Source organism: Haloarcula amylolytica JCM 13557 (assembly GCF_000336615.1).
GTDB lineage: Archaea > Halobacteriota > Halobacteria > Halobacteriales > Haloarculaceae > Haloarcula > Haloarcula amylolytica.
Genome location: NZ_AOLW01000067.1, coordinates 1 through 25,963, shown reverse-complemented (window position 1 = coordinate 25,963; position 25,963 = coordinate 1). Strand labels below are relative to the sequence as shown.

The window sequence follows — 25,963 nt, the reverse complement described above, 5'->3', positions numbered from 1 at the left end:
ACGATGACCGAGGCGTTGATGACCTCATGGAAGAGATCGATCATCTCTTTGTTCACTCAACTGCTGAAGCTAACGTGCAAAGCTGAGTCTTTAATAGACACAGAAAGTGTGCTAACTATTCTTGACCTCTCACGAGAGGCTCGACACACTCGCCGAGGGAGAATGTCCCGATCCTCCCACGGAATACAGCCACTCCCTCCCCCCGTCATCGAAGTGTAAAACTGCAGGAGGAAGGGGAGGGGGAAGAATGTGAGAACACCCAAAATAGCCAGGACCACTGAAAGAAACCTTGAAACGGACTTAACTATTGGAATTGAATCTAAAATTGAGATCGTTCTTTGTCTGACAAAGGTTTATATAAGCAGCATTGTAACTATACCCATAGTAGATCATTCTATGAGGTTTGGAGAAGGTTACTTCGATTAACCGAATAATGATCAGGCAGTCTATCGTTCCTGTCATTCTCCTCGATAGCGGCTTTGTTACCCGCTAAACTGGTTAGAAAGGGGTTCTTCACTCTATCACCCATCTCACCTCTCGGCTATTTACACTTCGATGACGGGGGGAGGGGTGTATAATACTCAAGACGAACGTAGGTGGTCTTCACTGTCTTCGATGGGGATCTGAACAAGCTCAACTCCTGAGTGGAAAAACAAGTTCCCAATCGAGGTAGTAAGATCTCTCTCCTATGTGATCAGCTTCGGGTTTACACTTCGATGACGGGGGGTGTGTCGTCGAGAGAATCGTCCGAATCCGTCCGCAAATTCCCGTTATTAGTTGTGGAACTCCTTCAACTGGGCGTTAACGACAGATTGGAGCAGATCTTCTTGTTCAGCAATAGCCTCCAAACGAGTGTCGTCAACGATTCGATTCATCATCGCACCGGGATCCCCCGTGAATGTGAACTCCATGTACATGCCGCCACCACGGCCTCGACTCTTCCGTGCAGTCGAGATAAGACCATAGGTAGAGAGTTCTTTGACGTACTTAACATAGGTCTCCCTTGTCATTTGGTCAGCATCGATTTCTTCGGTCACCCATTGGTAAACCTTGAAGCCGACCGGACTCGGAACGGAACTCCCAGACCAGGTGGAGAAATGGGCGACAGCGGCAGTCGCGTAGAGTGATATCTTCTTTTGCGTGGTCAGTCCTTCAATCAGCTTCAGTGAACGGTCCTTATCGATCTCTTCTTGGGATTCTCGGACGTGTTCTTCGCGAACTTTTTCGTCACCACGTTCATCTGCGAGGTCACCAGCACCGCGGAACAGGTCGATTGCCTTTCGTGCGTCGCCATGACTTTGGGCTGCGAATGCTGACACCAGCGGTAGTACGTCGTCAGTTAACGCGTCGGGCCGGAAGGCGTCGCGACGGTTCTCGAGTATCTGGCGGAGCTGATTCGCGTCATAATCTGGGAAATAGACATCTCGTGGGTTAAATGAACTTTCGGCACGCCCATCGATGTCCTCCATAAATTTGGGATCATTTGTCAGGGCTGCCACCGAGACTTGTCCTTCGATTTCGTTCGTGTTACTAGCTCGCGATAACTGATAGAGTAGTTTCGAGTATGCGGGTTCGTCGTTCGCCCGTCGGCCGACCAGGAGGTCGATCTCATCGAGGATGAAAATGACTGAATCGTAGTGTTCGTTGATGAGGTCATACAAGCGCCGGTACTTGCGCTTCGTCGACACTCCCGTCTCTGGAACGCCGACTGCTGCGCCGACATCCTTTGCAACCGTTTGGACAAGTTCAAAGACTGCTTGGTCGAGGGTATTGATCGGCTGGCAGTTGACGTCGACGACACCGAAGCGTTCGCCTTTAGACTGACAGAGTTCGATAATCTGCTGTGTGACTGCCCCGATAATGAGTGATTTTCCTGTCCCAGCCGGTCCATACAGTAGCATATTCGGGGGGCGGTTTCCTTGGAGAGTCGGCTTCAGAAATGAGACGACGGACTCGAGCTGGTCATCCCGCCCGACGATTCGTTCTTCATCGATTATCGTGTCCGGCTCGACGAGGTCCCGGTTGACAAAAACCGATGCCTCCCCTTCGTCTTCGAGCATGTCCCGGATTGATCGCTGTGTACTGTCGTCCGGGGGTCTCTCATCTTGCTTCGGGATCGTGTTCTCAGCAGTCTTTTCTACACCGTCTTCTATGTGTTCTGAGTCAGATTTAGAACGAGTACCTTCGTCGAGGATAGATTGGTCCGCTCCATTCTGCTCACTACCGACCATACAATTGCTCTACATCGAGGCATTAAAAAGATTTACCTCCATCGATGTTTATACTCTCGATATAGTCAATATATCTGCTGTATTCGGCTGATCCTTGCCGTCTCTATCGGAACCGATGACGAAGTCTATTCGATAAGGGCCCCCCGTCATCGATGTGTAATGAGAGATATGAGAGCTTCTTGCGAATCTGATGATTTAGGTGTTCGATGCGGTCAACTACACAGGCCATCATCGAAGTGTAAGCTATTCGTCTGACACCCCGCCATCGAAGTGTAAATAGTGAGTCCCATCCCCCGTCACCGATGTGAAAACGGTTCCTTCTTTCAATTTGTTGCCTGCCAGCTATCAGTTTACACTTCGAACACGGGGGATTGTCGATACAAACCAATGGGATCACCCGACGCAGTCTTGCTATTCTTCAGAGTTGACCGGGCCCTTGTACTGGGAGCGGACTTTATCCCCTTCTCGCCACTGCCAGTAGTAGTAGCGATTGTCGTTGATTTCCTTGATTGTGATCGTCGCTTTTGCGGGGACGTCGTCCGGTAGGTCATCTGGTCGCCCCTCCATTTCGTCTTGGTCCGATTCCTCTTCAAGACGCGCTTCGCGCTCTTTGTATTCGGCTAGCTCCTCGGCATACGTGGCAACGTCTCGAAGACGCTCTGGAGAGGACTCGTTGAGTGTGTTCACTACCTCCGTTGGGAGACTCTCCGGTGGATTCGGTGGTTCAAGAGACATGGGCTACTTCGTGTTAACCAACATGGACCGATAATCCATAGTTGTGTTGGTTAAGACGGTGGTTCCGGTTCCCATGTCTACTGACTGTAACATCACTCGAAACCTCTTGACATACAGTTCGTACTATGTTAGACTGTGTTCTGTAGCATCGAACTTTTAACCGGAAACGTGGTGTCGGTCTCCTGTTGACTCTTGGATATCAATGCTAACTCCAATTTTTGCCACCCTCACAGGTGGAGGATTCAGTACGTGTCCCATCCAACAGACGACATTGATGATGAAGTACTACTCACCAAACTCGCAACCTACCGGAACCGGAAGCTCCTACTCTGGCAGCTCGCAGCAGACGGACGCTCGTTCTGTGGTATCCCGTTTGTCGCTCGTGAACGCGACCTGCAGAACGCTTCTATCGACGAACAAGTACAAGCCTTCGTCGACGATATGCTCTCGGACGGCGAGGTTCGACCAGAGTACGACGCGATGGCGGACTGGGAAGCCCTGGAAGCGAACCACGGCGACACCGCCGACCAGCACCTCTAGGTCAGGTTCACTCCAGTAGCGATTTTGTGCCGCCTCGGTGGCTGGAGGCTTTCCAGTATGTTGCCGACAGCCGAACCACCGTTCGACCCGATCTTCGTAGAGGAACCGCTGCTTATTCCAAACTACAAACAGACGATCATCAGCAAAGTCGGCTTGCCATTCTACGCCGACGTTGACCGCCCCGATGAAGCGCCCGCTGACGAGCGCGAGCGAACCATCGACCTTGCAGAGCGAATCCTGCGCGCCGGCGGCGTCCGAACCGGCTTCGGGCACCACGAAGAAGTCCGGACCTCGATGGAGTCGTGGGCTCCAAATGCTGACGAGGAATGCGATGCTGACCCCGGCTACTGGCGGTCGTCAGTTCTCTTGCTGTCGCCCCAAGAAATGAACTTCGGGCAGCTAAACGGCGGACCTGAGGAGAAACACAAGAAAGCCAAGACGGTGCTTACGTGGGCCAGAGAGTGTATCAACAGCGACGTCCTTCAGGAGATCGAGCGGTCCCAAGCCGAGGACATCAAGCAAGCGTGGCGCGACGCCGCAGAAGCCGAACTGATCCAACGTGAGATCGAGCAGTTCGCCGAGGACCCGCCAGACAAACTCGATGGGTGGCAGAGACTTGACGCCGATCATGACACGGTCAAGGTGGCCTACGTCGCTGACAACCACGGGACGCCGTCGGTTGCAGCCGTCTTTGAGGGTGCTGACAGCGAGTTGGAGGCGCTTGAGTTCACGCTGGAGGAGTGGCAAGAGAACGACGGCAATCCTCGTGCGGCAAGGCCAAATCGGTTCTGTGTCACAACTGATGGCGACGGGGCCTACGCCCAACTTCGGTCGCATCTGTTGACCTTCGAGGTTGAGCCGATGGAGGCACTCGAAGTGTAGATCATTCCTGCGCTGAGCATGGTCATATCCCAGGTTCACCACACCGTGTTTCGAGTGTAAACACTACTGCCGTCTGGTGGTTTTTCACCGGAAACGGTGGTGTGTATGCACGCGTGAGCAGTAGTCATTTGATGATGGCAGTGCTGGATCAAATATGTCGTTCAGTGTCAACTGGCATACGCTGTTGGAGGAAGCTGATGAACTCCCATCTGATGCAGTGCTGGTGACGCCACTCTCGCATACGCCGTTCCGGATCAGTGAGACACAGGAACACCGAATCATCGTCGACTACGTGGAACAAGATGAGACACGACCACTCCAGCGCGAACAGTTCGAAACGCTGTTTCGTCGGGTGCATGACGAACCAAATCAGGAGTTCGCTCTTGACCGATTGCCACCCGACGCCGAGCCGTTCGCTACGGTCTGGTCGCTTCATCCACGAATAGAGATTGATGAAGACGCCGGCATCATCCGACAAAGCGACCTCGAAACCACGACACAGATCGCTACGACCGGTGATGGGGACGAGGACACCGAGCGCACTGAACCGGATCTGCAAGTGTACAGCGACGCACTTCTATTGACCGACGCGCTTGAGCGCCACGACGTCGAGACATTTGGCGATATCGAGACGGATACACTGGTGGACCTGTACACGATGCTGTCGGATGTCCAGCGCAGTGCCAACGACCTTCGGAAAGAGGTTGCTGACGTCATCCTGAGTCGGCTCCATCATGACCAGCCAGTCAGTGGGCAGTTTGGCTCCGTCCAGCGAACTGCACGCCGTCAACGCTCGCTCAAAGACGAGGAGACTGTGCTGAACGCACTGGAGGCCGCTGGGATTGACCGTGAACGCGTGACAAGCGTTGATCGAGACAAGGTGGACGATGCTCTTGAGGTGACTGAACTGTCTGAGACAGATCTGTACGATATCGAGAGTACCGAGTACGTCCGCAAAGCCGATGTTGACGAGGAGACCAAAGAGACCCGGCTTCAGGGACTGAAAGATCGCCTTGTCGCCAGCGATGCTGACGATGACGAAGTTCAGCAACTCCAAGACGAAATTGCGGAACTCGAAGACCGCATCGAGGAGCTGACCTCGTTTGACTCCGGGGCGTCCTATCACACTTCTTCAGCGACCGAATAAGCGCTCATCGGTCGTCTGTATCAAGGGTTTCCTGTGGTCAGTACAGAAGGCATATCTCCCAATTCGATTTGGAGAAAGTATTTGACGCACAGTTCCTCAGCATCTGTTATGAATCGTCGCCGGGTCCTTGCCTCACTCAGTACCGCTGTATTTGGGTCTGTAGCGGGCTGTACTGAGTCACTTCCGTTTGGGAGTGACCCTCCTGATGCTACAGAAGTTGTCAATAGTTACCACTATCAGGGGACCGAGTTAGTCGTCCAACTCAGCGAGGAGTTTGACATCAAGCAGGCCAGCATTTACAATTCGTCGAGCGATGCAGAGTATGCGTCTATAGAACAGCCCTCATCGAACTGCCGGTTTCAGGTGGTGTTCCCCGACCGCTTGGAGACATATGCGACGAAATCGCTTCACCTCAAACTGAAAACAGCTAGAGGGACAGTCACCGAATGGATCTGGAAGGGCCCTGCCCACGGTCGTGTGTCAGATGTCGACGTCGGCCCAGAAGGTCAGGCACAGTTCGATATCACGAACCAAGGCGAAAGGCCGCTACTCGTTCGGTTTGTTGCTATCTCTGGCGAGGTACCCAATCCAACAGTTGATCCACAGAGCGAATCGTTCGACTTTTCGACTCTTGGGTTTGGCCCAGGCGTATTAGGAACCGGATCAAACCGCCCACAGTCCTCGAATCGCTTGGATTTAGTCATTTCACCAGGCGAGACAGCACCGTTCGAGACAACATATGCACCGTTTGCAGTTCCTGCGGACAGCAACGCTGAGTGGGATAGATCGGAACGGACTGGGGAGATCACAATTGTACAAGGGTCTGGTGGGAGTACAAAATACGACTTTACCTACCGTCTCAACGGTCAATAAGCACACCTACCGAACGGCTATTCCAGCGAGACAAATGTTGGAACGATAGGATCAACAGGGCTGCGGAGGAGGATGTCAATAGCTGGGCCATCGGTGGGAATCCTGAACTTTCCGCAGCAATACTCTACTTGACGTTCGGTTCGTTTGTCGGCTTTAACAGATTGTACCTTGGCGGGGTCCGTTTCCGGTAGCTTCATTGCCCGGTAGACGCGTTCAACTGCCTTTCTGGCGTGGTTAACTCCCACCAAGCACCCGCTTGAACAGGGTAAACGTGAGCAGCGTGAACAGGAGTCCATTGAGCATCCCCTGACTCGCCGCGAGGAGCTTCGCTCCCCACCCGATAGGACCGATTCCGCCGTAGCCGATGGTCGAAAAGGAAATGTATGAGTAGTAGATGCCGTCTCCTATTACTGCCAGCTGGTCCTCGGCATTCCAGACAACGCCTGCCCCAGTCTCCAAGGGGCCTCCGAGGACATACAAAATACCGTATACGAGTGGAAGAAGAAACGTAAGCGCAGCAATCCGCGGGAGTCGATTCCCGTAGCCACAGGTAAACTGCATCACACGGTTCAGGACGACACTAGCCCCCTTCTTTGCCTTCGTCGTTGCGTCCAGCGAGTATTCGTCTCTGATGAGACTGAGATTTTTTCGCCGGTTATAGTGGAACCGCTTGTATTCGAACTCGCGACTCGCGGGCGTATCGCCGACGTCGTTGGCACTCGTCATTGCTTTCCGGTAGGTCTCTTCAATCACCTCGGGAGTCATTTCCACGCTGAAATCGCCAGTCGCGTTGTTCCCGCTGAACTCGTGTAGAACCCAGTCGTTCCGCTCTAAGTACGAGTGGTGATCGGAGAAGTCGAAATGGTCGAAGTCAGTACGGCAGAACCGAAACTGATCAAGCAGTTCACCGGACCCGTTCTCGCTTCCCAACTGGACGTTTCCGACCGTGGCCTCGGTGAAGTCGAATGGAATATTGGAATCGCCGGGTTCGACGATTTGGCCGCCACTAATACTCGCTCTGACGAAGTTCATATAGATATCATCGTCAAGCGCGTGGAGACGGATATGCACCTCACCAGTAACAGTCGCGCCGGTAAAATCAACCTCGACCGCGAACCTGGTATCCCATAGAGACAGATTTGTGAACGTAGCCTCCCGAAACGTAGCGTTGGTCTCGAAGACCGCCTCCTCGAATGTAGCGTTATCTTCGAGCGATTTTGCTTCCCCCTCGAAGAGCGCACCCACGAAGCTGGCTTCGGCCTTGAACGTCGCTCTCTTGAAGCTCACGTCCTCGTGAAACCGCACTTCGTCGAAGGTCGCAGGCCCACCAAAGGTCGCGTTCACGAAATCCGCGTCGCCGTAAAACTCCGTTTCGAAGGCACCAACAGAGCCTTCGAAGGTGGCGTCGTGGGCGTGTACGGGATCGCTGAACACCGCCCGGTCGAGACAGAGGTCGCCGAGCACGTGCATATCATGGCAGTCGACCCGGGCTTCGAACTCCGCACGGTCGAGGTTGAGCCGCCCATCAAACGTGGTTTCGCTGAAATCAGCGTACCGGAACCGGGCTAGCTTGAAATCAGCATCCCCACGGAAGTGCGCATTGTCGAATGCGATATCATCTTCAACGGTACGGGCGCCGCCATTGAACTCGGTTCCCCGGAAGTTGGCACGTCCATCGACAGTAACGTCGGAAAACGTAGCGTCTTCGTTGAACGTGGCCTCATTGAACGTTGCTGACCGGCGGAACTCTGCAGTCGCGAATGTGGTGTCATCGCCGAATATCGCGTGGGTAAACGTCGCATCATCGTCGAATTGCGTGTCGGCAAACGTCGCACACTCAACCGCTGCGCGATTGAACAATGCGGCTGACTCGAAGTGAGCGCCAGCAAAGGAGATATGATCGTCTAATTCGTGGCTGGAGCCACGTGCGGTGATGTTCCGAAATGAGGTCTCCCCGGTAAATGATGCGTCTCGGAAGCTCGTATCCTCGTCGAAGGTCGCTTCATCGCAGTCGACACGACCGTGAAACTGTGCCTGAGAAAAGCGGACATCTTCGTGGAACGTCGTCTCATTCGCCGAGAATTCGTCGGTGATCGTGACTGCTGTCGCCTCAAGAATACCCGATAGGATGGCATCGTCGAGCTTGAGACTGCCAATGGTCGCCTCCCGGAGATTGATTCCTTGCGCAATGTGGCCGTGGGTGACGTCTAGTGCCGCGATATCGGCATGTTGAAAATTGAGCAGATGGTTTGTCGCCCCGTCGATTTGCTGATATGTGAGCGACATTGTGGGAAGGTCGGCCCCGACGTACTCGTTACTTCGCGGGTCCTGGGATGTGAGGTTCTCACGGAGTGTCTGCACGATATCGTCGTCGGTCACATCGAGTGACCGGCGCTCGGCACGCGACATATGGAAGATGCAGTTGTCGCTCTCTGCGTGAGACTCGTGTGGGCACTCCCATGTTGTCTCGATATACGCATCTGTCTCGTTTGACGGGTCAAAGCGATACGAACATGTCTCGGCGTCGGGGACTGAGCTCATACGTCGCTAGGGGAGAGTGAACTGGGCATTGGGGTAGCTATTCAGTAGCGTGATTGTTTCTTTGGGGCATGGTCGTTCAAAAAATCTCACGCCGTTCCTCCGGAGTGAGCGATGTATCCGGGGCGGAGTGTGCGCAGTGTTCACACTCGTAGCTGCCGCCCCCTTCTTCGTACGTAATGATTGGCGTCCCCAGTATGAAGAACGCCTCCTTTTGTTGGCGTTCGATGATCGCATCAGCGGCTTCACCACACCCTCGACACCAGTCCTCATCCTCGGCAACCGACTGATAAGTCACCTTCGCGCGGCCGAACGTGACCGCGCTGTACGCTTCGTCTTCGCTCGTCTCAATGAGATCGTCAGCCGGAAACGGCTGCACGTCGATCGTATTGTCGAACCCGGTTTCGACGGCCGTGTCGACGTCGATGTAGGGACCCAGATCGACTCGATTGTCCCGACCGACAATATGGACCTCGACAGAGGCATCGCCGCGAACAATGAGTTCGTTGTTCGTCCCAATGAGATAGCAGCTGACACTGCCTGTCGCGCCTGTCACGTTAACGGTGGACTGACAGCCTGAGAGAACGACCCCAGTGTTGGGATCCGTTACCTCTCGCTGTTGTTGCCAGCCACTCACCGTGACGTCGTAGGTTGCGGGGTCACGAGACGGTGCATTGCTTGTGCCGGCGTCAAAGACCTGTTCGGGGCCACGCGCTGAGAGTGCCCCATCGACAGCGCCGTGGGCGATGAACACGTCCTCGGCTGTGCCAACCGCGAGGTCACCATGGACGCCATCCGGTTCCGTGTAGCCATCCTCCAGCGTACCGGTGATATCAGTCACCGGGTCGGCCACGTCAGCAGCCGGTGTGATTGGCACGCCGGTGAAGACGTACTCGACGTTCCGCAAGTCGAGATCGCCGTCAATCGAGTCGGGCTGTACATACATGTCTTCCAGTCCGGACATCCGAACCGGTGTCTCTATGCCGCCGTTGAGAGTCACGTCGCCTGTGTACTCGCTCATGGTGTGAATCGGTCCGTTAGACGGTGGTCGGAGCCCAGTACTCCGTGATGCTTGTGGTGGTAACCACCAGCAAGTCGTGCTCTGGGTAGGTGTGATACGTCTCGAACGTCCTGTCGTCGGTCGTGATCGCCGTATAGGCATGTGGCCCGAACTTGTAGCAAAGGTCGTAGTCCGCTTCCGGATCAAATTCCGATAGTGGGAGAGTCATTGCCATGCTAGACACACCGTGTGGACTCGCAAGTGAGTCCGTACAGCCCTGTTCGAGTGGAATGACCTCGGCATCCTGTTCGGAGATGGGTTTGCACGAGCAAATTTCATGGAACCCGAGCGAGTCGGCAGTAACGGCGTGTGAGTTGCCGATGACGCGGAAGGTAGCTGTCTCCCCACAGAAGGGGAGCGTCTGTGATTGCTTTACATCCATCGCGTTGAACGACGGCGGCACATCAGGATGTGCCAGATAGAGTTCAGTCGTGGTCTGGTATGTTGTATCGCCCATTATTTAATGAGGATATCGTAGTTTGGATGGAACACACTATTCGGCCGGACACCGGCGTATCTCGGCGTGTCTACCCACTCGACCGTTTGGTAGCGGTGCTGATAGCGGTTCATGTATGCTGTGCCGTTATGTGGCGCAAGCGAATCGCGCGGTGCCGGTGCGAGCAGGGTGAACCGCTCGACGCGCTCTGTCTCGCCATCTGCGTCAATATCTGCCCATGCGAAATACGGTGCTGCACTCGTCAGGCCGGCTTTGTGAACCGTGTTGTAGTACGCAGTCCTGTGCTGGGCGTAGCTGTACCGTGAATACGTCCACGTCGCGATCACGCCGTCTGCTGTAAGATGCTGGCGCAGCTGACTGTAAAACTCCACAGAGTATAGCGGGAGCAGGTCGTCGTCGGTCGCCCCAGGGATGTCCAGCAAGATTACGTCATAGCGCCGCTCGGACTGCTCGAGGTACTGGACCGCGTCTTGCACGCGCGTGGTTTTGTTTTCATATCGATAGGCTCCATCGTGGTACTGCGAAAGGAACGGATCGGTCTTCGCCCGCTGCATGAACTCGCCGTCGATATCGACGTGGTCGACACTAACCCCGTGTCGTTGCAGTCGGTCCATCGCCGCCCAATCGCCCCCACCGATGAGGAGAACCTTCGTGTCAGTACTATTTTCGAACATTGACAGCGGGACGTCGACGAGCCCTTGGTGATAGCTGTCTGCCCACGACTCACAGAGTTGGACAGCGGAATCCAATCTGAGACAGCGTTCCGTGGTGGCACCGAAGTACGGGTTGTCGCCGCTGCCGGTCCACGTTCGGTTGTACTCCGTGACGCGTTGGTACCTCGTCGTCCACGTGTCTGTGACAGCGACGTCCATCGCCCCCGGAGCGTACTCCAACTCGAATTCTCGTTCGAAGTAGTACTCAGAGACGTCCTCGCCAACCGGGCCCGCGTTGACAGCCGCGACGCCCGTGCTTGCTGTGACGAGCAGGCAGACTGCGAACAGCGCCTTCCCCGTTGATCCTACTGGCTGTGGGAGTCGGCTTCGAAGCGTTGGTTTGTGTGTGTTCGCCGTCGTGCTCGCGAAGATTAGCGCAGCGACGCCGTTCAGGAACGCAAGGACGAACACCGACGGTATGAGTCCAACCGCCGGATAGAGGAAGAACACGTAGACAAGTGAGCCGACTAACCCGCCAAGGTAGTCAAAGCCCAATACTGCTGCATAGGCACTTGTTTCATCGGCTGGGTCGCTCGGCGTGCCCTCTCGCTGCCTGATGCTAAAAGCGGCGCCCAACACCACTCCAAAGGCCCGATTCAGATGGCTGGTGAGCCGTCGAACCCTGCGGGCGATACTGGAGGGGCGCCGCGCCGTATCCCGAACAGATTCCGATAGTGTGGTCAACAGCGGCAACTCGAACCCTGAGAGGAACCCGATTGTGACAATTGGGAGCCGGGCAATCGCGCCGACTAGTGGCGCGTATGCAGCGGGGTATCTGAGCGTTCCGAGCAGGATGACGAGGAGGAACCCAAGCGGTGCAACGACGGCGAGGTACGTTTCGACACGGAAGAAGTTCGACTCGGGGTCTGTCTCCAATCGGCCTGAGAGGAACGATCCTAGCCCCAGCGACGAGAAGAACAATCCGATGGTGAGGCCGTACTGAGTGACGCTCCCGCCGAAGACAACTGTGTAGAGTTCGGCAAAGACGAGTTCGTACGCAAAGCTACACAGCGCAACGATAAACGTGAGCGCGTGCAGCAGCGGGACGCTGTGGCGCGGATGGTGCGGTCGTGGTGTCATTGGGGGGACTCAGGGCGATGGACGGCGGACGGGCGAGCTGTGGGTCAAATTCGGGGTGAGACCTTCCACTTCTGGGCTATGCTGTAGGTATCATTGTCGTCCTTGACGAGGACATCGACGGCCTCCCAGCCGAGATTAGTGCCGTCGGCTGCGGTAGTGTGCGTGCCGACTCGGTACCAGCCTGCGTTCGTGACGTCGATACTAACTGTATCATCGGGATTTTGCCACGTCTCATCCCACGAAACCGGCCCTGGCGCAGGCAGCTCCTCGTCGGTGTCGCTTACTGGGCCGATGCGGGCAATGCCCACCTCGGAGATCTCGGTTTCGGCCCGGCGCACCTCGTCATCGTGGTCATCGTACCACGTCCCAACGTAGGCGCCACCGTGGTACTTGGCACGGCCTCGTCCAGTACGAGGCGCATCAGAATAGGAGGAGCCTCGGCCACGACCAACAGCACCGCGGCCACCGCCACCACCGCCTTTCTGTGCTTGGGCCGCTCCAACGGGACTCAGCGAGCCGATGACCGACAGTCCACTCGGTGAATCCTTGGCGTTGCTGTCGAGTGACTGCGCGTTCTGTCCATTGATTGGGACGCCGTCTCGTCTGGTGGCTACCCACGGGTCGTCGACGAGCTCAGCCAGCAGTTGGGCGCTATCGATTGTAACTGTGCTGAGGACCCGGGACCGGCGTGGCGGCGGGCTCTCTGAGCTACTACAGCCAGAGAGTCCGACCAGACCGGCTGTCGGAAGGAGGGCTGCGCCATGGAGGAATCTACGTCGGTCCACAGTGGGCCTTTGTCGGTGCATATAAAGAGTTTTTTGTTCAGAAGCGTGTTTCCTGCAAGGATACCCTTCCACGCGTCAATCGCCTCGGGGTCAAGCCCCGAAAGATTCCCGTCGTCGACATGCCATCGGATTTTGTCACCAGCTTCAACACCAGCCTCTCTCCGTACCACTGCTGGGACCGTCACAGAATAGCTCTCGTTCACTGTCGTTTCGTCTTCGACCTCGTGGGGCAGATATACAGGTTCGGGGTAGTCGATAAAATAATTCACCCCTAAATTTGCCGAGGGATAGTGGTTCTCAGGGACGTGATTGATCCATATTCGAAAGTACACGATACACTTGTTTCACTCACGTATACAGGTAATGAAACTATATTCAGCGATTGATCTTGTAAGCCGATAGGAATCTTTGCCAGACATGACACACCATCGATACGCGATCGAAAAACATTCATCCTGTTTGAATGTTCGGTCTGGCATGCGGCGTCGCCAATTCCTCGCAAGTGGAATAGCCCTCCCTCCAGTCGCGCTAGCCGGATGCGCACATCCAGCCGTTTCGCTTGACATGAGAGCGGCATCAGCAGACGACATCGCTAGTGAAGTTTCAATGACAGCGCAACCTGATTCAGGAGCGTACGGAGTCATGGCGGCAGCCGTTGAAAACGGTACCGCGACACGGCAAGGCTATGACCCGCTGTTAGATGGCAGTGATACTGTTAGGTTCAACAACTCCTTTTATCGGGTTTCTGAGACTATGCTTGGAACAAGTGAGGTGACTGTCTATGAGGTGTCTCTTGATTTCAATCCAACTGAAGCGGCACCGGAATTCGGTGAGATTCAATACGAGAATCTACCCAAAAGTGATCGTGAGCATTTCGACTACTTTTTTGCGGACGAAAATCCGCCAGCCGACGGTGAAGACTCGATTGACATTGAATATGGCCCTGTATCAGAAGTCAGCGACGACTCAGTGTTTGTTCCAGACCCACAGTACGATGTGCTGATCCATGACGGCAATCGGTATCAGATAGATGTTAGCTCACACTCCAGATCCCAGACTAAGTACCAGCATGAGGTGACGAAAATCGCACCAGATAGTGACATACTTGCCGACCGAATTAGAGAACAGTACTTGTTCACTCTCACAGACCTCACAGACGCTGAACGAAAGGTCGTGGAAGAAGCGATCGACAGTGCATATTACGAGAGGGACGAAGCCTTCCAGTCCGTGATTGACCGGATTCGCGAGCATGAGGGACTCAATGTAGGTGAAGGATACGGTACCTGGCTGATAGAATACGAGAGTGCCGAGTATATCACTCACGCTGAATGGGTCGACTGAAAATATCGTCCATATCCTGTCCGCCGCGTTGGAAATCCGCGTTCGCCGCGCTCAGGAAACAGACACGTTAAAGGGTGTCATAAAACGACCAACACACCAAAGAGCAGGGTCTATGCTGAGGTGGTATGAGCTCAGCGACCCTGCAAGAAGATCCTTCGGTAGAGTCGTTCTTCAATGTCGCGGAAACCGAGACGTTAGCGTTGTTTGAGCCTTTCTCCTTCGAGTTTCTCGTAGAGTTCGACGTGTTCGCCCCGGCGGAGACGGGGCGAACACGAGAGCACAAGCCACCAGGGCTGATGCGTGGTTTCTTCCACTGCTACTACCACGACACCTTCGGCATTCGTCCGATTGAACGGGAGCTACAGAATACGGTTGTCTGGCTTGGCTGTGGCTTCGATCAACCGCCGTCGAGAGACGCGGTCGATCGCTTCCTTATCGACCTCGAACACGTTGTTGACGAACTGTTCGATGAAGAGATTTCGACCACGGTTGGAGAATCGATTGAGGTTGAAATCGACTGCTCGCCTGCCGCTATACCTCATCCATCTGATTCTTCAGGGAGAGTACCAGTCGAAACCGTTCGTTCTCGGGACGGAAATCGAAGCGATTAATCCCCTATGCCAGAATAATGGTTCGGATGGAGGGACTATTGTTTCTGGGTGTCTTCGCCTGTCTAGCGGGCATCACAGTCATCTTCTATATTGCTGTCCGGCAGAGGAACGCTCCCGCAGTAGTCAACACGGCCGTGTCGTTTCTGCTGGTGTTCATTCCGGTTCTCGTCGATGTCCTTGCCCACTGGTTTTACGGAGTCCGAGTGGGACTTACCCCGGAACTTCCACTATGGATTGCCGTCACCGGTCTGTTTCACTCCTACGGTATGCTCGGTCCATACGACGAGATCTCTTGGTGGGACCACCTCACCCATACGCTGTCGGCGGCACTCGTGGCAGCGTTGCTATATGCTGGCGTGATAGTCGCCCTCGAGTATGCACCGGTTTCGGCCGGAAACAGTCTGATCTGGACCACTGTCGTGTTGGTTACGCTTCTGTCAGGAGTATACTGGGAGCTGATCGAACTTCTCGCGCGAGAGTTCGGGAGAAAGTTTGACCTCCCACCTGTACTCGATCACTATGGCCGCCGGGATACGGTCTTGGACCTGTTCTTCGACGTTGTCGGCGCGGTGCTCGTCCTCGTTACCGATCTGCGACTGTTCGTCCCAATGGCGGAGGTCTCCCCCGAGACGACGGTAGCGGTGCTGGTCGTAGTCCTCGGTGGGTTGGTCGTCGGATCGCTCGTCATATCGTTAATCGTCGTCGTCGAGCAAGCTGAGTCTAAAACGCAGACACACTCCGGTAGATTTGACTGATTCGGTGCCTAATTCGAGACTCGATCTTATGTAGTTCCTCAGTCTCTTATCGGTGGATAAGGCGAATACCCCGAGGCGAGTCACTCAGTCATAATCAGAACGATCAGTATGCAGCCTTCAGCGACCGGTTGTTTCGTGCCGTGTCGTATCTAATGAAATTCTCACAATCCCGAGGTTTCTCCCTCAGGAATCTCTGTGGGCACAAACAAACGCACGTCGCAGGACGGTCAGAAGAACATACGACTCGTACTTCTGGGTCTGACAGTGCTCGCAGGGCTGCATATCCCCGACGATCTCCTCGATAGTGTCGTCGTACTCGTCGGTGAGCGTGGTGAGTGCGTCCGTAATCTGGGGCTGGACAGCGTCGATCATCTCCTCGACGGCGACGTCGGCGGAATCTGGTAGTGAGTACGAGAGAACGATCGTGTTTGCGTGGTAGTACTTTGTCGTCCCGCCGCGGCCCTCCTCGAAGCGAACGACGTCAACGAGGCCAGCATCCCGTAACTCGTTGATGTGGTGGCGAACTGTGTTCTCCGTCCGGTCGACGCCACGATTGTCGAGGTGTTCGTGAACCTCGGTCGCGGTCAGAGCCTCCTCGGACAGAATGTCGAGGATCATCGCCCGCATCGGCTCGTCAATGGCGTCCGAAACCCGAGTATCTCGCACCGCGATGTCATCAAGACGGTGGTCGGTATCGGAATTACTCATACGAGAACTGAGCGCGAGCATGCGGGAAAAGGTAGCGGGACAAAAGTTAGGCAGGTGTCTATCGTAGAATCGAGTACAGAATGGACCCGCAATAGCGAAAGCTCTAGACGACCGATTTGACTGTTCCAACTCCCCATATCTGTATTCAAACATATCATCTAAAAAATACTTATTGGGGTACGGGCACTACCTCAAACTGTAATGAGCGACACAACCCAGTTCCGCGTCCTCGACTTCGATTGCCCGTCCTGTGCGAGCACCGTCGAACGCGCCCTGTCGAACGTCGCCGGCGTCCAGTACGTCGAAGTCCACTACGCCACCGGCCGCGTCGAGATCGAGTACGACGACAGCGTCGCTGACCCCGACGCCTTCGTACAGACCATCGAAAGCCAGGGGTACACGCCCCAGACCGCCTAAAAACATGAACAAACAATCAATCACGCAGTACTACCGGAAACACCGGAAGGCCATCGTCACGGCGACGAGCGGCCTGCTCTACGGCGGTGGCTGGAGTCTCGGCTACCTCACGAGTTTCGAGATGGCAAGCGCCGCCATCCTCGTCCTGGCGACGATCGTGGGTGGCTACGACATCGCCAAGACCGCCTACCACGAGGTCACCAACCGGACGCTCGGTATCAAGACGCTCGTGACGCTGGCCGCAATCGGGGCCATCGTCATCGGGGAGTACTGGGAGGCCGCCGCCGTCGTCTTCCTGTTCAGCCTCGGCAGCTACCTCGAGGGACGGACGATGCGCAAGACCCGGACAGCCCTCCAGGAGCTGCTGGAGATGACGCCCGACACCGCGACCGTCCGTCATGACGGGGAACTCCAAGAAGTCCCCGCCCGCGAGGTCGAAGAGAGCGAAGTTGTCGTCGTAAAGCCAGGCGGGAAGATTCCGGTTGACGGCGATGTGATTGACGGCGAGAGCGCTGTCAACCAAGCGCCGGTCACCGGCGAGAGCGCGCCTGTCCACAAGGCCGACGGCGACGAGGTCTACGCCGGGACGGTCAACCAAGAAGGCGCACTGGAAATCCGAACGACGGGTGCGGGCTCGGATACGACGCTCGAACGCATCATCCGCCGCGTCGAGGAGGCCCAAGAGGCTCAGTCGCCCACGGAGAGTCTCATCGACCGGTTCGCGAAGTATTACACGCCGGCAGTCATCGTGCTCGCTATCGGTGCGTACGCCGTCACGCAGAACGCGATCCTGTCGCTGACCCTGTTGGTCATCGGCTGTCCCGGCGCGCTGGTCATCGGGCCACCGGTCAGCATCGTCTCGGCCATCGGCAACGCCGCTCGGTCTGGCGTGCTGATGAAGGGCGGCGAACACCTCGAACGCGCCGGCAAGATCGACCTTGTCGCCTTCGACAAGACCGGCACCCTCACGAAGGGCGAGACCACCGTCGCCGATGTTGAGGGGTTCGGCGTTGCTGATGACGAGGTCCTCTCACTCGCGGCAACCGCCGAGAAGAAGAGCGAACACCACCTCGCCGATGCCATCGTCGACGCGGCCCGCGAGCGACCGACTGCTGCGACGGACGGCGGAACGACGGTCGCCCGGGCGGACGATACGGATGCGGGGCGCAGGTCGGTCCCCGATCCGGACGACTTCGACGTGGTCGCTGGCAAGGGCGTCATCGGCCATACCGATGGCCAGGAAGTTGTTGTCGGCAACCGCGCACTGCTGGCCGACCGCGGCATCGACATCCCCAGTCGGGTCGCCGACTACGTCCGCGAGCGTGAGGGGCGCGGCGAGACGGTCGTCCACGTCGTCCGCGATGGGGACATCGTCGGTGCAATCGCGCTGCGGGACGAACTCCGGGAGACTGCCCCTAGCGTCGTCGCGGCACTCCAAGACGCCGGCATCGAGACGGTGATGCTCACCGGTGACAACAAGCGGACGGCCGCCGCCGTCGCCGAGGAGGTCGGCATCGACGAGTACCGCGCCGAACTGCTCCCCGAGGACAAACAGACGGTCATCGAGGGCTACCAAGCCGACGGGCACGTCGTCGCGATGGTCGGCGACGGCATTAACGACGCGCCGTCGCTGGCGACCGCCGATGTCGGCATCGCGATGGGTGCTGCGGGAACGGATACCGCCATCGAGACGGCTGACATGGCGTTGATGGCCGACGACCTCGAACGCATCCCGTATGCGGTCAAACTCAGCAAGGCGACGCGCTGGAACGTCCTCGAGAACGTCGGTCTCGCAGTGCTGACCGTGACCGTCCTGCTGGCGGGCGTGCTCACCAGCTACGTCACCCTCGCTGCCGGGATGCTGGTCCACGAGGCCAGCGTCCTCCTCGTCATCCTCAACGGGATGCGACTGCTCCGCTACTGACCACTAGACACGATCACCATCACTCATGACATCGAATTCCACTGCGACTGACGCGACCCAGGCTAGAACCAATTGGCAGGTCAACTACGACGTCGATCCGATCGAAATCCGCGACCCCGTCGCGGAGGCCCTCGGCGTCCTCGAACCGGGCGAGCCGTTCATCATCACCTACAGAGACGCGGTGAAAGAGGCGGGACACTCCTGTCCGACTGCCTCGGGTGCCTACCGGATCGTCCAGCTCGGACTCGACGCCCTGTATCCCGATGACTATCCAGTCCGGAGCGAAATCGAGGTGCAGGCGGCCGGCCCGCGAGATGACGCCGCGTACGGCACGATGAGCCGTATCATCTCGTACGTAACTGGCGCGACCGAAGAAGACGGCTTCAGCGGGCTCGCCGGCGGCTACGGCGGCCGCCGCGATCTCCTGCGCTTCGATATGTTTGACCCGGGCACGGCGGAGCCGACGTTCCGGTTCCGTCGAACCGACACTGACGAGACCATCGAAGTGACCTACCACGTCAGCGATGTTCCTGACGGTGGACCCGTAATAGGGAACCTCCAGGGGATTCTCGACGGGTCGGCAAGCGACCACCAACGGGCGGCCTTCGCTGACGCCTGGCACCGCCGCGTGCAGGTCGTCCTCAGAGACGACTCGCTGTTCTCCGTCGAAGGGGTGTGAACGCGGCGGGACCCCTCACACTCGTAAACGAAACTGCCAAGGCCGATTGTCTCGAAACAGTCGAGGTCGAGCTAGCTGTCGAGTACGATATCAACTCCTTCGACGAGTGGCGCAATCTCGTCGACCCAGACTACGCCATACACGGACGGACCGTTGAGAAGGGCACGATCATCGACGACTTGCTCGACANCTCGACAGACTTGAAGGCCACTACCGCCGGCAGTCGTCCTCTAGGTATGAAGCCCCGGACTGGAATCTCACGGTGACCGGCTCGGCGACTGCTTGGCGACGACTCTTCATGGAATTTTCCCAGATGCGCGGTTCAGATTCCGACCGTGCCGACAAAGGCTCTCTTCGTCTCAAACGGTTGCTCGCCGCAGGCGTCGTAGACACAGGCGCAGCGCTGGCTGCCCTCGAACTCATCAACCAGTACGATCTGGACAGGGCCACGGACACGTTCATCGCAGAAGTGACGGACAGCACGGACGGCGAGTAGCCAACTCGTCCTGTCTTGGCCTCTGTCGGTTTGTGCTTCCCTCGGGGCTGGAGTTTAACCGTGAAATGTCGAGCAGCATTTGAGGCAACCTTACATCAACTCTCACCGATTGTCTGTGTTTTAGCAGAAATTCTGCGTTGCATAGACCTTGCCCGATTGTTTGACCTCTACACCGATGCCCTCAGACACCCACGACTCCGTTAGCATGTTTTCTCTGTGGCCAGGGGAATTCAGCCATTGGTCGACAATTCCGCGTGCCAGTTCGTCCGCAGAGTCGTAGTATTCCGATCCATCAGTCGTACTAACAGTTTCGTACACCCATGTCTGTGCCAGATTCTCGCCGCCAGTGACGTACGTGTTTTCAGATGTTTGAACACGACATTGGTATCCTGCATTAGCATATCTATCCTTCATACCATCACCAGACGGACTTTCGTGCGAGAAATACGACCGCGTCGCCATGTCTTCGCTGTGATTACGGGCAATACCGGCGAGTTCATCGTCATATCCAACCGCCGATAACCCACGCTCTTGTCGTTCTTGGTTCACGTATTGGTGCACCAGCATTTCGACACGGCGTTCGTCTATCCCTCTAGTGGTATCCGATTCTGAAGCATCGGTAGATGAAGACGATTGCGTGCTATTAGCGAGATCGGCAGCGACTGCGCTAACGCGATCAATGTCGTCGCTGAGGCCGGCTCTCTCAGCTATGCTGTCGGCAGTGTTGTCAATTGGTGAGATGCCAGTCCCAAAAACAGCTACAAGACTGAAAGCAGCCAACAATAGCAGCGATAACTTTGCCGATCTACCCATACGCCGTTTCCAGTTATGCCAATTGAACCGGTGTGTTAGACGGCGTAATACGGGGTATCCGGGGATCCAACCGCAAGATTTGCAACAAGGAAGACCTGCACTAGTGGAGCGTACGTGTTCTGAGACATACTGTCCACAATTCGGACACTGTCCACGGTACTGCGGGGAGACAAACCCACCGACAACGGCCCGCTTCACCCTACTTCTTATACTTATTCCATCATGTTGTCTGCTCGCATCATCCTTTGATTCGCTTTGATTGTCTGCGACACTACCATCAACAGCCACGTCAGGGCTTGATTTGTAATCTGGGGAATTGTCTACTACGCGCGGATTGTCTTTTGATCCTAGTTCTGTTACGTCATCAGGTTCTTCGCTATCAGTAGAGTCAGACTTCCCGACCCCAACAGCGTCAGTTCGAAACCCTGGACACTGGTGATTCTCTGGAAGTGTGTGAGCTGGGCAGAACGTCCCGCCACAGTGGTTACAGCTATGGGTTAGATCATCAGCTGCTCCACAGAGATCGCAAGCGGGCATTAGTTGACTATTTTTCTATTAGTGCTAAAATACTATTTGTAAGTAAATGAGAACCAGTGGCTGTATAAGACATCTCAGGTACTTGTCGCTCTATTATCAGTAATTCCAGCAAGACCCAGTTGGAAGAGGCTGTTTAGATTGGCGGACAAGGTGGAGAAACCGCGGCAGTGATCGGTCTAATGATGAACTGGGAACACATGAATGACCAGAATAGCCCACCGGAGAAGACGACCACACACCTGTATCGGTCTGTTTTGTCCCACCTCCATGGGTGGAGGTTTAAATACGATGACGACCGCAACCAAGCGTGTGACTGACCGGAATCCTGAGTACGATCCCGCTGATATCCGCGGTGCAGCAAGTTTTGACCCTGAAACAAGGGGGAACGGACGGAAACGTGTCCTCGAATCCACCAGATATCCCAATCATGCAGAGGATGATACTCGCATCTGTCGGACCTGTGGACAGGATATTCCCCGTGGTGAACGCCAGTGTCCGTTCTGCGCTCAAACCGGCGTCCCCGAGACTTTGTCCGACGATCAAGGTAGTAGTCCACTTGGGGAGTGGACGTTCGGGCGGGTAGTACTCGCATTCGTCGAAGCGAACACTGATTTCCATGCACGAGCCCTCGGCGCTGCGGCCTTCTCCGTGTCTGATAGCATCGCGAGCGGCAAGGACATCTCCCATGGAACCGTGAAGTGTCGAGCAGCCTTCGGGACCGAGCCAGCCGCCACTCTCACGAAGGGCTGGCCCGACCTGCCGACCGAAACCACGATCGACGAGGAACCCGGACAGGCGCTTCTAGAGACGGCCGACGAACAGACCAACTGGGACGGGGATGGAGACGACGTCCAGCCACGGATCTATCTCGAGGACGGGTCGCCAGTCACCGACCGCTCGGAGTTCCAGCAGCTCACGGATGAGTTCCGACAGGACGACGGCACGTACTGGCTTGTTCCCGGCGTTGTGAAGCGCCATCAGGCAAGAGCCGAACCGGAGATAATCGGAATCGGGTTCCACTGTCGCCAGTGTGGCGCCGTGACGGGACACGAATCTCACGGGCTCGATGGCTTCGAGCGCCACTCGCATTGTGACCGCATGATCTGGACCTGCAGGGAGTGTGGGCAGCACCGACACGAGCCCGAACAGGAAGATAACACGGAGGAAGTCACAGGCTATGAGCATCTTCCCGACGGCGTCTCACCCGAGGATATCCACGGCGACGAGCCAGACTTCCGGGAACAAGAATTTCAGGACCAGATCAGTGCCTATCGCGAGCGGAATGGCTTCTTCCCGTGGGAGCGGTAGCTGTCGAGTCAGCAGAGCGTAACGGTTGTTTCGGGTGCCATAGAACCGTTCACAGCTCCCATTGTAGTTCTCGCTGAGCAGTCAGTGCAGCTGGCTGGGCGATAGAGTGTGTCCGGTTCTGTAAGGAGAGCTGGACACATCCCCGAAATTATCGGTGGCTGGGGTCGATCCATCACAGAACTCTAGAAATCGTGGCCGCAAGCCTGGATTACCGGACATATGCTTGAAGGGGTATAACAGCTAGGACGGGACTGAAATAGAGTTGTTTGGGTTCGGAGATAGCCGACTCCTCAACAACGCCGGAGACACAAAACGGTGGATTACGGTATTGTCTACTGTACGGTTTGGACTCCACTCGGTCGGAATGCTGGAATAACAGCCTCGACCATGACTTTGCGGTCAGTACAGATCAGATAGATCCATCGACCAGACGGGCACTAACTGGTGACTCGGTACCGTGCATCGTGAGTTCGGCCTCTACTGTCGACGTATCGGCCACCCCATCCCACTCAATATCGTACCCGGTCTGCTGCTCTACCGGCTTGATATTCGACCTATTTAGACCAGGTTTAACTCGCCCAGTCTGTCCGTCAGGGTTCACAGCTGCACGGACAATATTTCCTTTGATTGGGGTTATACCCGGATCGACGATTTGGCCCGTCACTTGTGGGCCCTCAACATTCGTAATGCGAACAGCGGCCGTAGTAGCAGTCGTCATAGTGAACAGTTCGTTGAGTTCTTCATGCGTACGTGGCTTGCTGAACGAATCGTAGTTGACTGCTAATTCGTACCGCTCGCATTCATGCGAGCCTGTGTCACCGTTATATCCGACAAGTATCGGGGCCCCAACCTCCGGTCCGGCGTATATCGTCTTCGTCTCTGCTACCGCAAACCCCCTATCAAAGTCTATGATCTCGGCCGAGAGTTTTGCTTGTGGCATACCGTCCAAAACTCGGATTCGTTTTAATCGATCACTACGCAATTTACTAAATGCTACCGAGCCATTCGGGAGAACATCTTGAGGCCGTTCCCGCAGTCCACCGCCTATTGGCGAGAATTTCTCTCTTTCTGGCTGCTCAGAACTTTTCTCATCAAGCGCATGCTCTCGGAGGTCATCAACCATTGAGTGTTCGCCATCGTACCCTTTGCCGTCTCCGACGAGGTTGTACCAGCCCGGCATAGTTGAGATACTATTCTCCTACACCAGATGTCAGCATAAAACTAGGCTGGTTATGCCGGCATCAATTCCTTCTGAGATAGTAGTCAGCGGTCAGTTCTTACACTTACCAAACAGCCGTTCACTCCCCCTTTGGAGATAGATTATAGTACAAAGAGCATATCATGCGCAGTTCTAGCGATCGGTGGTGCTGCTGTCGGGGGCGGACCCGGCTTCATTGTTGGTGGTGTATTATGTGCCGGGTCTCTTCTAGGCTGTGCGATTAACGACGCAGTTCGAGAGAACACTCCCTGTGGTGCCCAAAACCTTGAGTTCTATTGGAATAAGACAAATTCGAATCATCCACTGGTGGTCATGATAGAATGTACGGACATTTCTAAAGATGAGAGAGAACAGACCGCCGAAGACTTTGGGGAAGATATGCAGGATTTCGCTGACGATGCCGCTGACGTGACTGTTGAGGTAGGACAAGAAGCTGCTGATGAAATAGACGATCTACTTGATGAAGGAGCCGATGAAATAGATGATATAATAGATAAGGGTGAAGGCATCCTTCTCGGGGAACAGGATACCGTAATCAAATTCCCCCACCACTCTACATATGTAACCAGATGGTTTCAAAAAATACATTAATGTGGATGACTGGATACCTGCTCTACCTGCTCTCGGCGGCTGTGATGGCATTACCCCAGACGACCGGTTCCAAATCAGATGCAGTACTGATAATAGCAGCGGCAATCGTCGGTCATATTCTGTATGGATTGCGGGTACGGTATTTTCGATAACGCCCGGGGACCTATTACCGAGGTGTCCGGATTCACAACGACGGCTAACTCGGCAGTAGTCGATCTAAAACGACACTCGTCCCGTCTTCGGTCCGGGGCACTGTATTCTCCAGCAAGTGCTCATCATTTTCGTCGACGTCGAGAATACCGAGTTCGACGATGCGGGGACCGTCATCTCGTTCGCCGGTGAGGGTCAGGCACAGCTGGCCGTCGACCTTCCCACCACCAGCTGAGATTGTACCGACTTCGTCGGGAAACGAGACGGTCGTCCAGCCATCGGGTTTCCGGACCCGGAATTCGGTCATCAGTTCTTCTTCTCTCGGCAAGCAGTATCAGCACTCTGGCTGGCATCCGAGCCATTTTGTGCCTCCCTCGGAGCCGGAGGAGAACATGAGTACGACAGCACCTTCCTTCGAGGAATATGACTTCGACCGCGGTGATCGCGTCCGGGCCGACTGGACCGACGGAGACGGCCCACTCGATGCAGTCGTCGGAACCGTTACAGAGATTTCGTGTTCCGGCGGCAACGTGATCGTCGCTGTCGAGGCTGACGACGACCAGTACCCCGAGCACTCGATCTACGGCGGCACACACGATTGCGCTCCCGAGTGGGTCGAACCGCTAGAGCAATCCTAGCCCAACGGTGGGGGACTCGCCCGTATTTTGTGAGCCTCCGCCGGGTGATGGGTTTCCCGAATATGAGTCCCGAACAGTGGTCCGTCGACGAATACCCGGTGGCAATCGGCAGGCAATGTCACCGGCGCACTTTTTCAACCGCCAATATAAGTGGTACATATAAGTCTCACAACAGATGATTTTCGGGAGTTTACCCGTTCTGATCCGACTGATGATCAGAATCACTGTCATCGCCACGATCTGAGTTTATCTCCCGGTCGGAGAGACATGTCAACGCGGTACCTGAGAGTTCTATCTGGAATGATGTGCCGTCATCGAGAGACTCCGAGACCGTCTTTCCTGTCAGTAGCCTCTCTGTCTCATCTGCATCAAGCGTGACCGTGTCTCCCTCTCGTGAGCCGGTCGACATTTTGGAGTCAGCGCCGCTGGCGAACTGGTCCTTGTATGCCGCGTACTCGGCGGAGAATCCGAGAAGCGATGCCGTCCGCTTCCCGACCCGACCAGAGTAGAGTATAAACATGAGGAAGCCGATGTAGACTGGGAATCCCGTCGTCATCACACTTCCCCCATTCACCTCGTGATAAGAGAGAATACTAAGCAGGATGGGGACGGCGAACAGTAACCCGATACCGGTACTAATTATGGCCACTCAGCTTTGCACGTTGAAGTGGTAGCGTGACGTAGGCGTTGACAAAGAAGGATGATGCCGATCACGGACTTCCTTTCGTGTACGCG

General features: G+C 55.7%; 25 protein-coding genes and 3 pseudogenes. 14 read left to right on the top strand and 14 right to left on the bottom strand.

Going from position 1 to position 25,963, the window contains the following annotated elements:
- Nucleotides 1–249: 249 nt before the first annotated feature.
- On the top strand, nucleotides 250–426 hold the full coding sequence (locus C442_RS21935) for a hypothetical protein (protein WP_161606647.1): 177 nt from the start codon (nucleotides 250–252) through the stop codon (nucleotides 424–426).
- 347 nt (nucleotides 427–773) lie between these two features.
- On the opposite strand, the gene C442_RS20135 is transcribed toward C442_RS21935, so the two are convergent.
- Together C442_RS20135 and C442_RS20130 are read right to left on the bottom strand one after the other, a co-directional pair.
- Nucleotides 774–2,060 (bottom strand): orc1/cdc6 family replication initiation protein, encoded by a 1,287-nt coding sequence (locus tag C442_RS20135; RefSeq protein ID WP_008313756.1) that lies wholly within the window; start codon nucleotides 2,058–2,060, stop codon nucleotides 774–776.
- Nucleotides 2,061–2,642: 582 nt separating this feature from the next.
- Complete coding sequence (locus C442_RS20130; RefSeq protein WP_008313754.1) at nucleotides 2,643–2,966, bottom strand: hypothetical protein; 324 nt, start codon at nucleotides 2,964–2,966, stop codon at nucleotides 2,643–2,645.
- A 249-nt stretch (nucleotides 2,967–3,215) separates the two neighbouring features.
- Here C442_RS20130 and C442_RS20125 point away from each other — a divergent pair, with 249 nt between their 5' ends.
- The 3 genes from C442_RS20125 to C442_RS20115 all read left to right on the top strand — a co-directional run bounded on the left by C442_RS20125 (nucleotide 3,216) and on the right by C442_RS20115 (nucleotide 5,535).
- Nucleotides 3,216–3,506 (top strand): hypothetical protein, encoded by a 291-nt coding sequence (locus tag C442_RS20125; protein ID WP_008313752.1) that lies wholly within the window; start codon nucleotides 3,216–3,218, stop codon nucleotides 3,504–3,506.
- 57 nt (nucleotides 3,507–3,563) lie between these two features.
- The gene (locus C442_RS20120) at nucleotides 3,564–4,388 is read left to right on the top strand and encodes a hypothetical protein (RefSeq protein ID WP_008313749.1); all 825 of its coding nucleotides are present in this window, start codon (nucleotides 3,564–3,566) and stop codon (nucleotides 4,386–4,388) included.
- 154 nt (nucleotides 4,389–4,542) lie between these two features.
- Nucleotides 4,543–5,535 carry a hypothetical protein gene (locus tag C442_RS20115; protein WP_008313747.1) on the top strand — a complete coding sequence of 331 codons (993 nt, stop codon included), beginning with the start codon at nucleotides 4,543–4,545 and terminating at the stop codon, nucleotides 5,533–5,535.
- Nucleotides 5,536–6,642: 1,107 nt separating this feature from the next.
- Here the strand turns inward: C442_RS20115 and C442_RS20110 are convergent.
- From C442_RS20110 to C442_RS22750, 6 genes are all read right to left on the bottom strand, one after another.
- Nucleotides 6,643–8,949 (bottom strand): pentapeptide repeat-containing protein, encoded by a 2,307-nt coding sequence (locus tag C442_RS20110; protein WP_049943144.1) that lies wholly within the window; start codon nucleotides 8,947–8,949, stop codon nucleotides 6,643–6,645.
- A gap of 76 nt (nucleotides 8,950–9,025) precedes the next feature.
- Nucleotides 9,026–9,967 (bottom strand): hypothetical protein, encoded by a 942-nt coding sequence (locus C442_RS20105; RefSeq protein WP_008313743.1) that lies wholly within the window; start codon nucleotides 9,965–9,967, stop codon nucleotides 9,026–9,028.
- Nucleotides 9,968–9,983: 16 nt separating this feature from the next.
- A complete protein-coding gene (locus C442_RS20100) occupies nucleotides 9,984–10,463 on the bottom strand; it encodes a DUF2617 family protein (protein ID WP_008313741.1) in 480 nt (159 codons plus the stop codon).
- A complete protein-coding gene (locus tag C442_RS20095; RefSeq protein ID WP_008313740.1) occupies nucleotides 10,463–12,256 on the bottom strand; it encodes a spermidine synthase in 1,794 nt (597 codons plus the stop codon). Before C442_RS20095 ends, C442_RS20100 begins: the two co-directional genes overlap by 1 nt.
- 44 nt (nucleotides 12,257–12,300) lie before the next feature.
- Nucleotides 12,301–12,897, bottom strand: a complete 597-nt coding sequence (locus tag C442_RS20090; RefSeq protein ID WP_239642353.1) for a hypothetical protein — start codon at nucleotides 12,895–12,897, stop codon at nucleotides 12,301–12,303.
- Nucleotides 12,867–13,244, bottom strand: a complete 378-nt coding sequence (locus tag C442_RS22750) for an AbrB/MazE/SpoVT family DNA-binding domain-containing protein (RefSeq protein ID WP_255359468.1) — start codon at nucleotides 13,242–13,244, stop codon at nucleotides 12,867–12,869. Before C442_RS22750 ends, C442_RS20090 begins: the two co-directional genes overlap by 31 nt.
- A 274-nt stretch (nucleotides 13,245–13,518) precedes the next feature.
- On the opposite strand from C442_RS22750, the gene C442_RS20085 reads away from it, so the two are divergent.
- From C442_RS20085 to C442_RS20075, 3 genes and pseudogenes are all read left to right on the top strand, one after another.
- Complete coding sequence (locus C442_RS20085; RefSeq protein WP_049943143.1) at nucleotides 13,519–14,382, top strand: hypothetical protein; 864 nt, start codon at nucleotides 13,519–13,521, stop codon at nucleotides 14,380–14,382.
- A gap of 125 nt (nucleotides 14,383–14,507) precedes the next feature.
- Nucleotides 14,508–14,852 (top strand): annotated as a pseudogene (locus tag C442_RS21260) (IS5/IS1182 family transposase); the annotation flags it as partial.
- A 158-nt stretch (nucleotides 14,853–15,010) separates the two neighbouring features.
- Nucleotides 15,011–15,748 (top strand): hypothetical protein, encoded by a 738-nt coding sequence (locus tag C442_RS20075; protein ID WP_008313732.1) that lies wholly within the window; start codon nucleotides 15,011–15,013, stop codon nucleotides 15,746–15,748.
- A gap of 183 nt (nucleotides 15,749–15,931) precedes the next feature.
- On the opposite strand, the gene C442_RS20070 is transcribed toward C442_RS20075, so the two are convergent.
- On the bottom strand, nucleotides 15,932–16,456 hold the full coding sequence (locus tag C442_RS20070) for an ArsR/SmtB family transcription factor (protein ID WP_008313730.1): 525 nt from the start codon (nucleotides 16,454–16,456) through the stop codon (nucleotides 15,932–15,934).
- Nucleotides 16,457–16,657: 201 nt separating this feature from the next.
- Between C442_RS20070 and C442_RS20065 the strand changes: the two genes are divergently transcribed.
- The 4 genes and pseudogenes from C442_RS20065 (at nucleotide 16,658) to C442_RS23015 (ending at nucleotide 19,972) form a co-directional block, all read left to right on the top strand.
- Complete coding sequence (locus C442_RS20065; RefSeq protein WP_008313728.1) at nucleotides 16,658–16,873, top strand: heavy-metal-associated domain-containing protein; 216 nt, start codon at nucleotides 16,658–16,660, stop codon at nucleotides 16,871–16,873.
- A 4-nt stretch (nucleotides 16,874–16,877) separates the two neighbouring features.
- A complete protein-coding gene (locus C442_RS20060) occupies nucleotides 16,878–18,797 on the top strand; it encodes a heavy metal translocating P-type ATPase (RefSeq protein WP_008313727.1) in 1,920 nt (639 codons plus the stop codon).
- Nucleotides 18,798–18,822: 25 nt separating this feature from the next.
- On the top strand, nucleotides 18,823–19,476 hold the full coding sequence (locus C442_RS20055) for a hypothetical protein (RefSeq protein ID WP_008313725.1): 654 nt from the start codon (nucleotides 18,823–18,825) through the stop codon (nucleotides 19,474–19,476).
- Nucleotides 19,413–19,972: pseudogene (locus C442_RS23015) on the top strand (hypothetical protein). The gene C442_RS20055 and the pseudogene C442_RS23015 overlap by 64 nt, the downstream one beginning before the upstream one ends.
- A gap of 120 nt (nucleotides 19,973–20,092) precedes the next feature.
- Here C442_RS23015 and C442_RS22740 read toward each other — a convergent pair.
- Together C442_RS22740 and C442_RS22965 are read right to left on the bottom strand one after the other, a co-directional pair.
- Entirely contained in the window at nucleotides 20,093–20,785 is a 693-nt protein-coding gene (locus C442_RS22740) for a CAP domain-containing protein (protein ID WP_008313723.1), read from the bottom strand.
- A 435-nt stretch (nucleotides 20,786–21,220) separates the two neighbouring features.
- A pseudogene (locus C442_RS22965) lies at nucleotides 21,221–21,322 on the bottom strand (AN1-type zinc finger domain-containing protein); the annotation flags it as partial.
- A 288-nt stretch (nucleotides 21,323–21,610) separates the two neighbouring features.
- Between C442_RS22965 and C442_RS20040 the strand changes: the two are divergent.
- On the top strand, nucleotides 21,611–22,630 hold the full coding sequence (locus C442_RS20040) for a hypothetical protein (RefSeq protein WP_049943142.1): 1,020 nt from the start codon (nucleotides 21,611–21,613) through the stop codon (nucleotides 22,628–22,630).
- Nucleotides 22,631–23,039: 409 nt separating this feature from the next.
- Here the strand turns inward: C442_RS20040 and C442_RS20035 are convergent, their stop codons facing one another.
- Complete coding sequence (locus C442_RS20035) at nucleotides 23,040–23,570, bottom strand: hypothetical protein (RefSeq protein ID WP_008313719.1); 531 nt, start codon at nucleotides 23,568–23,570, stop codon at nucleotides 23,040–23,042.
- Between the two features lie 369 nt (nucleotides 23,571–23,939).
- On the opposite strand from C442_RS20035, the gene C442_RS21715 reads away from it, so the two are divergent.
- A complete protein-coding gene (locus C442_RS21715; protein WP_152418514.1) occupies nucleotides 23,940–24,440 on the top strand; it encodes a YtxH domain-containing protein in 501 nt (166 codons plus the stop codon).
- A 196-nt stretch (nucleotides 24,441–24,636) separates the two neighbouring features.
- Here the strand turns inward: C442_RS21715 and C442_RS20030 are convergent, their stop codons facing one another.
- Nucleotides 24,637–24,897, bottom strand: coding sequence for a hypothetical protein (locus tag C442_RS20030; protein WP_049943141.1), 261 nt, complete (start codon nucleotides 24,895–24,897; stop codon nucleotides 24,637–24,639).
- Nucleotides 24,898–24,982: 85 nt separating this feature from the next.
- Here C442_RS20030 and C442_RS20025 point away from each other — a divergent pair, with 85 nt between their 5' ends.
- On the top strand, nucleotides 24,983–25,228 hold the full coding sequence (locus C442_RS20025; RefSeq protein ID WP_008313715.1) for a hypothetical protein: 246 nt from the start codon (nucleotides 24,983–24,985) through the stop codon (nucleotides 25,226–25,228).
- A 190-nt stretch (nucleotides 25,229–25,418) separates the two neighbouring features.
- On the opposite strand, the gene C442_RS20020 is transcribed toward C442_RS20025, so the two are convergent.
- Entirely contained in the window at nucleotides 25,419–25,784 is a 366-nt protein-coding gene (locus tag C442_RS20020) for a hypothetical protein (RefSeq protein ID WP_049943140.1), read from the bottom strand.
- Nucleotides 25,785–25,963 lie beyond the last annotated feature (179 nt).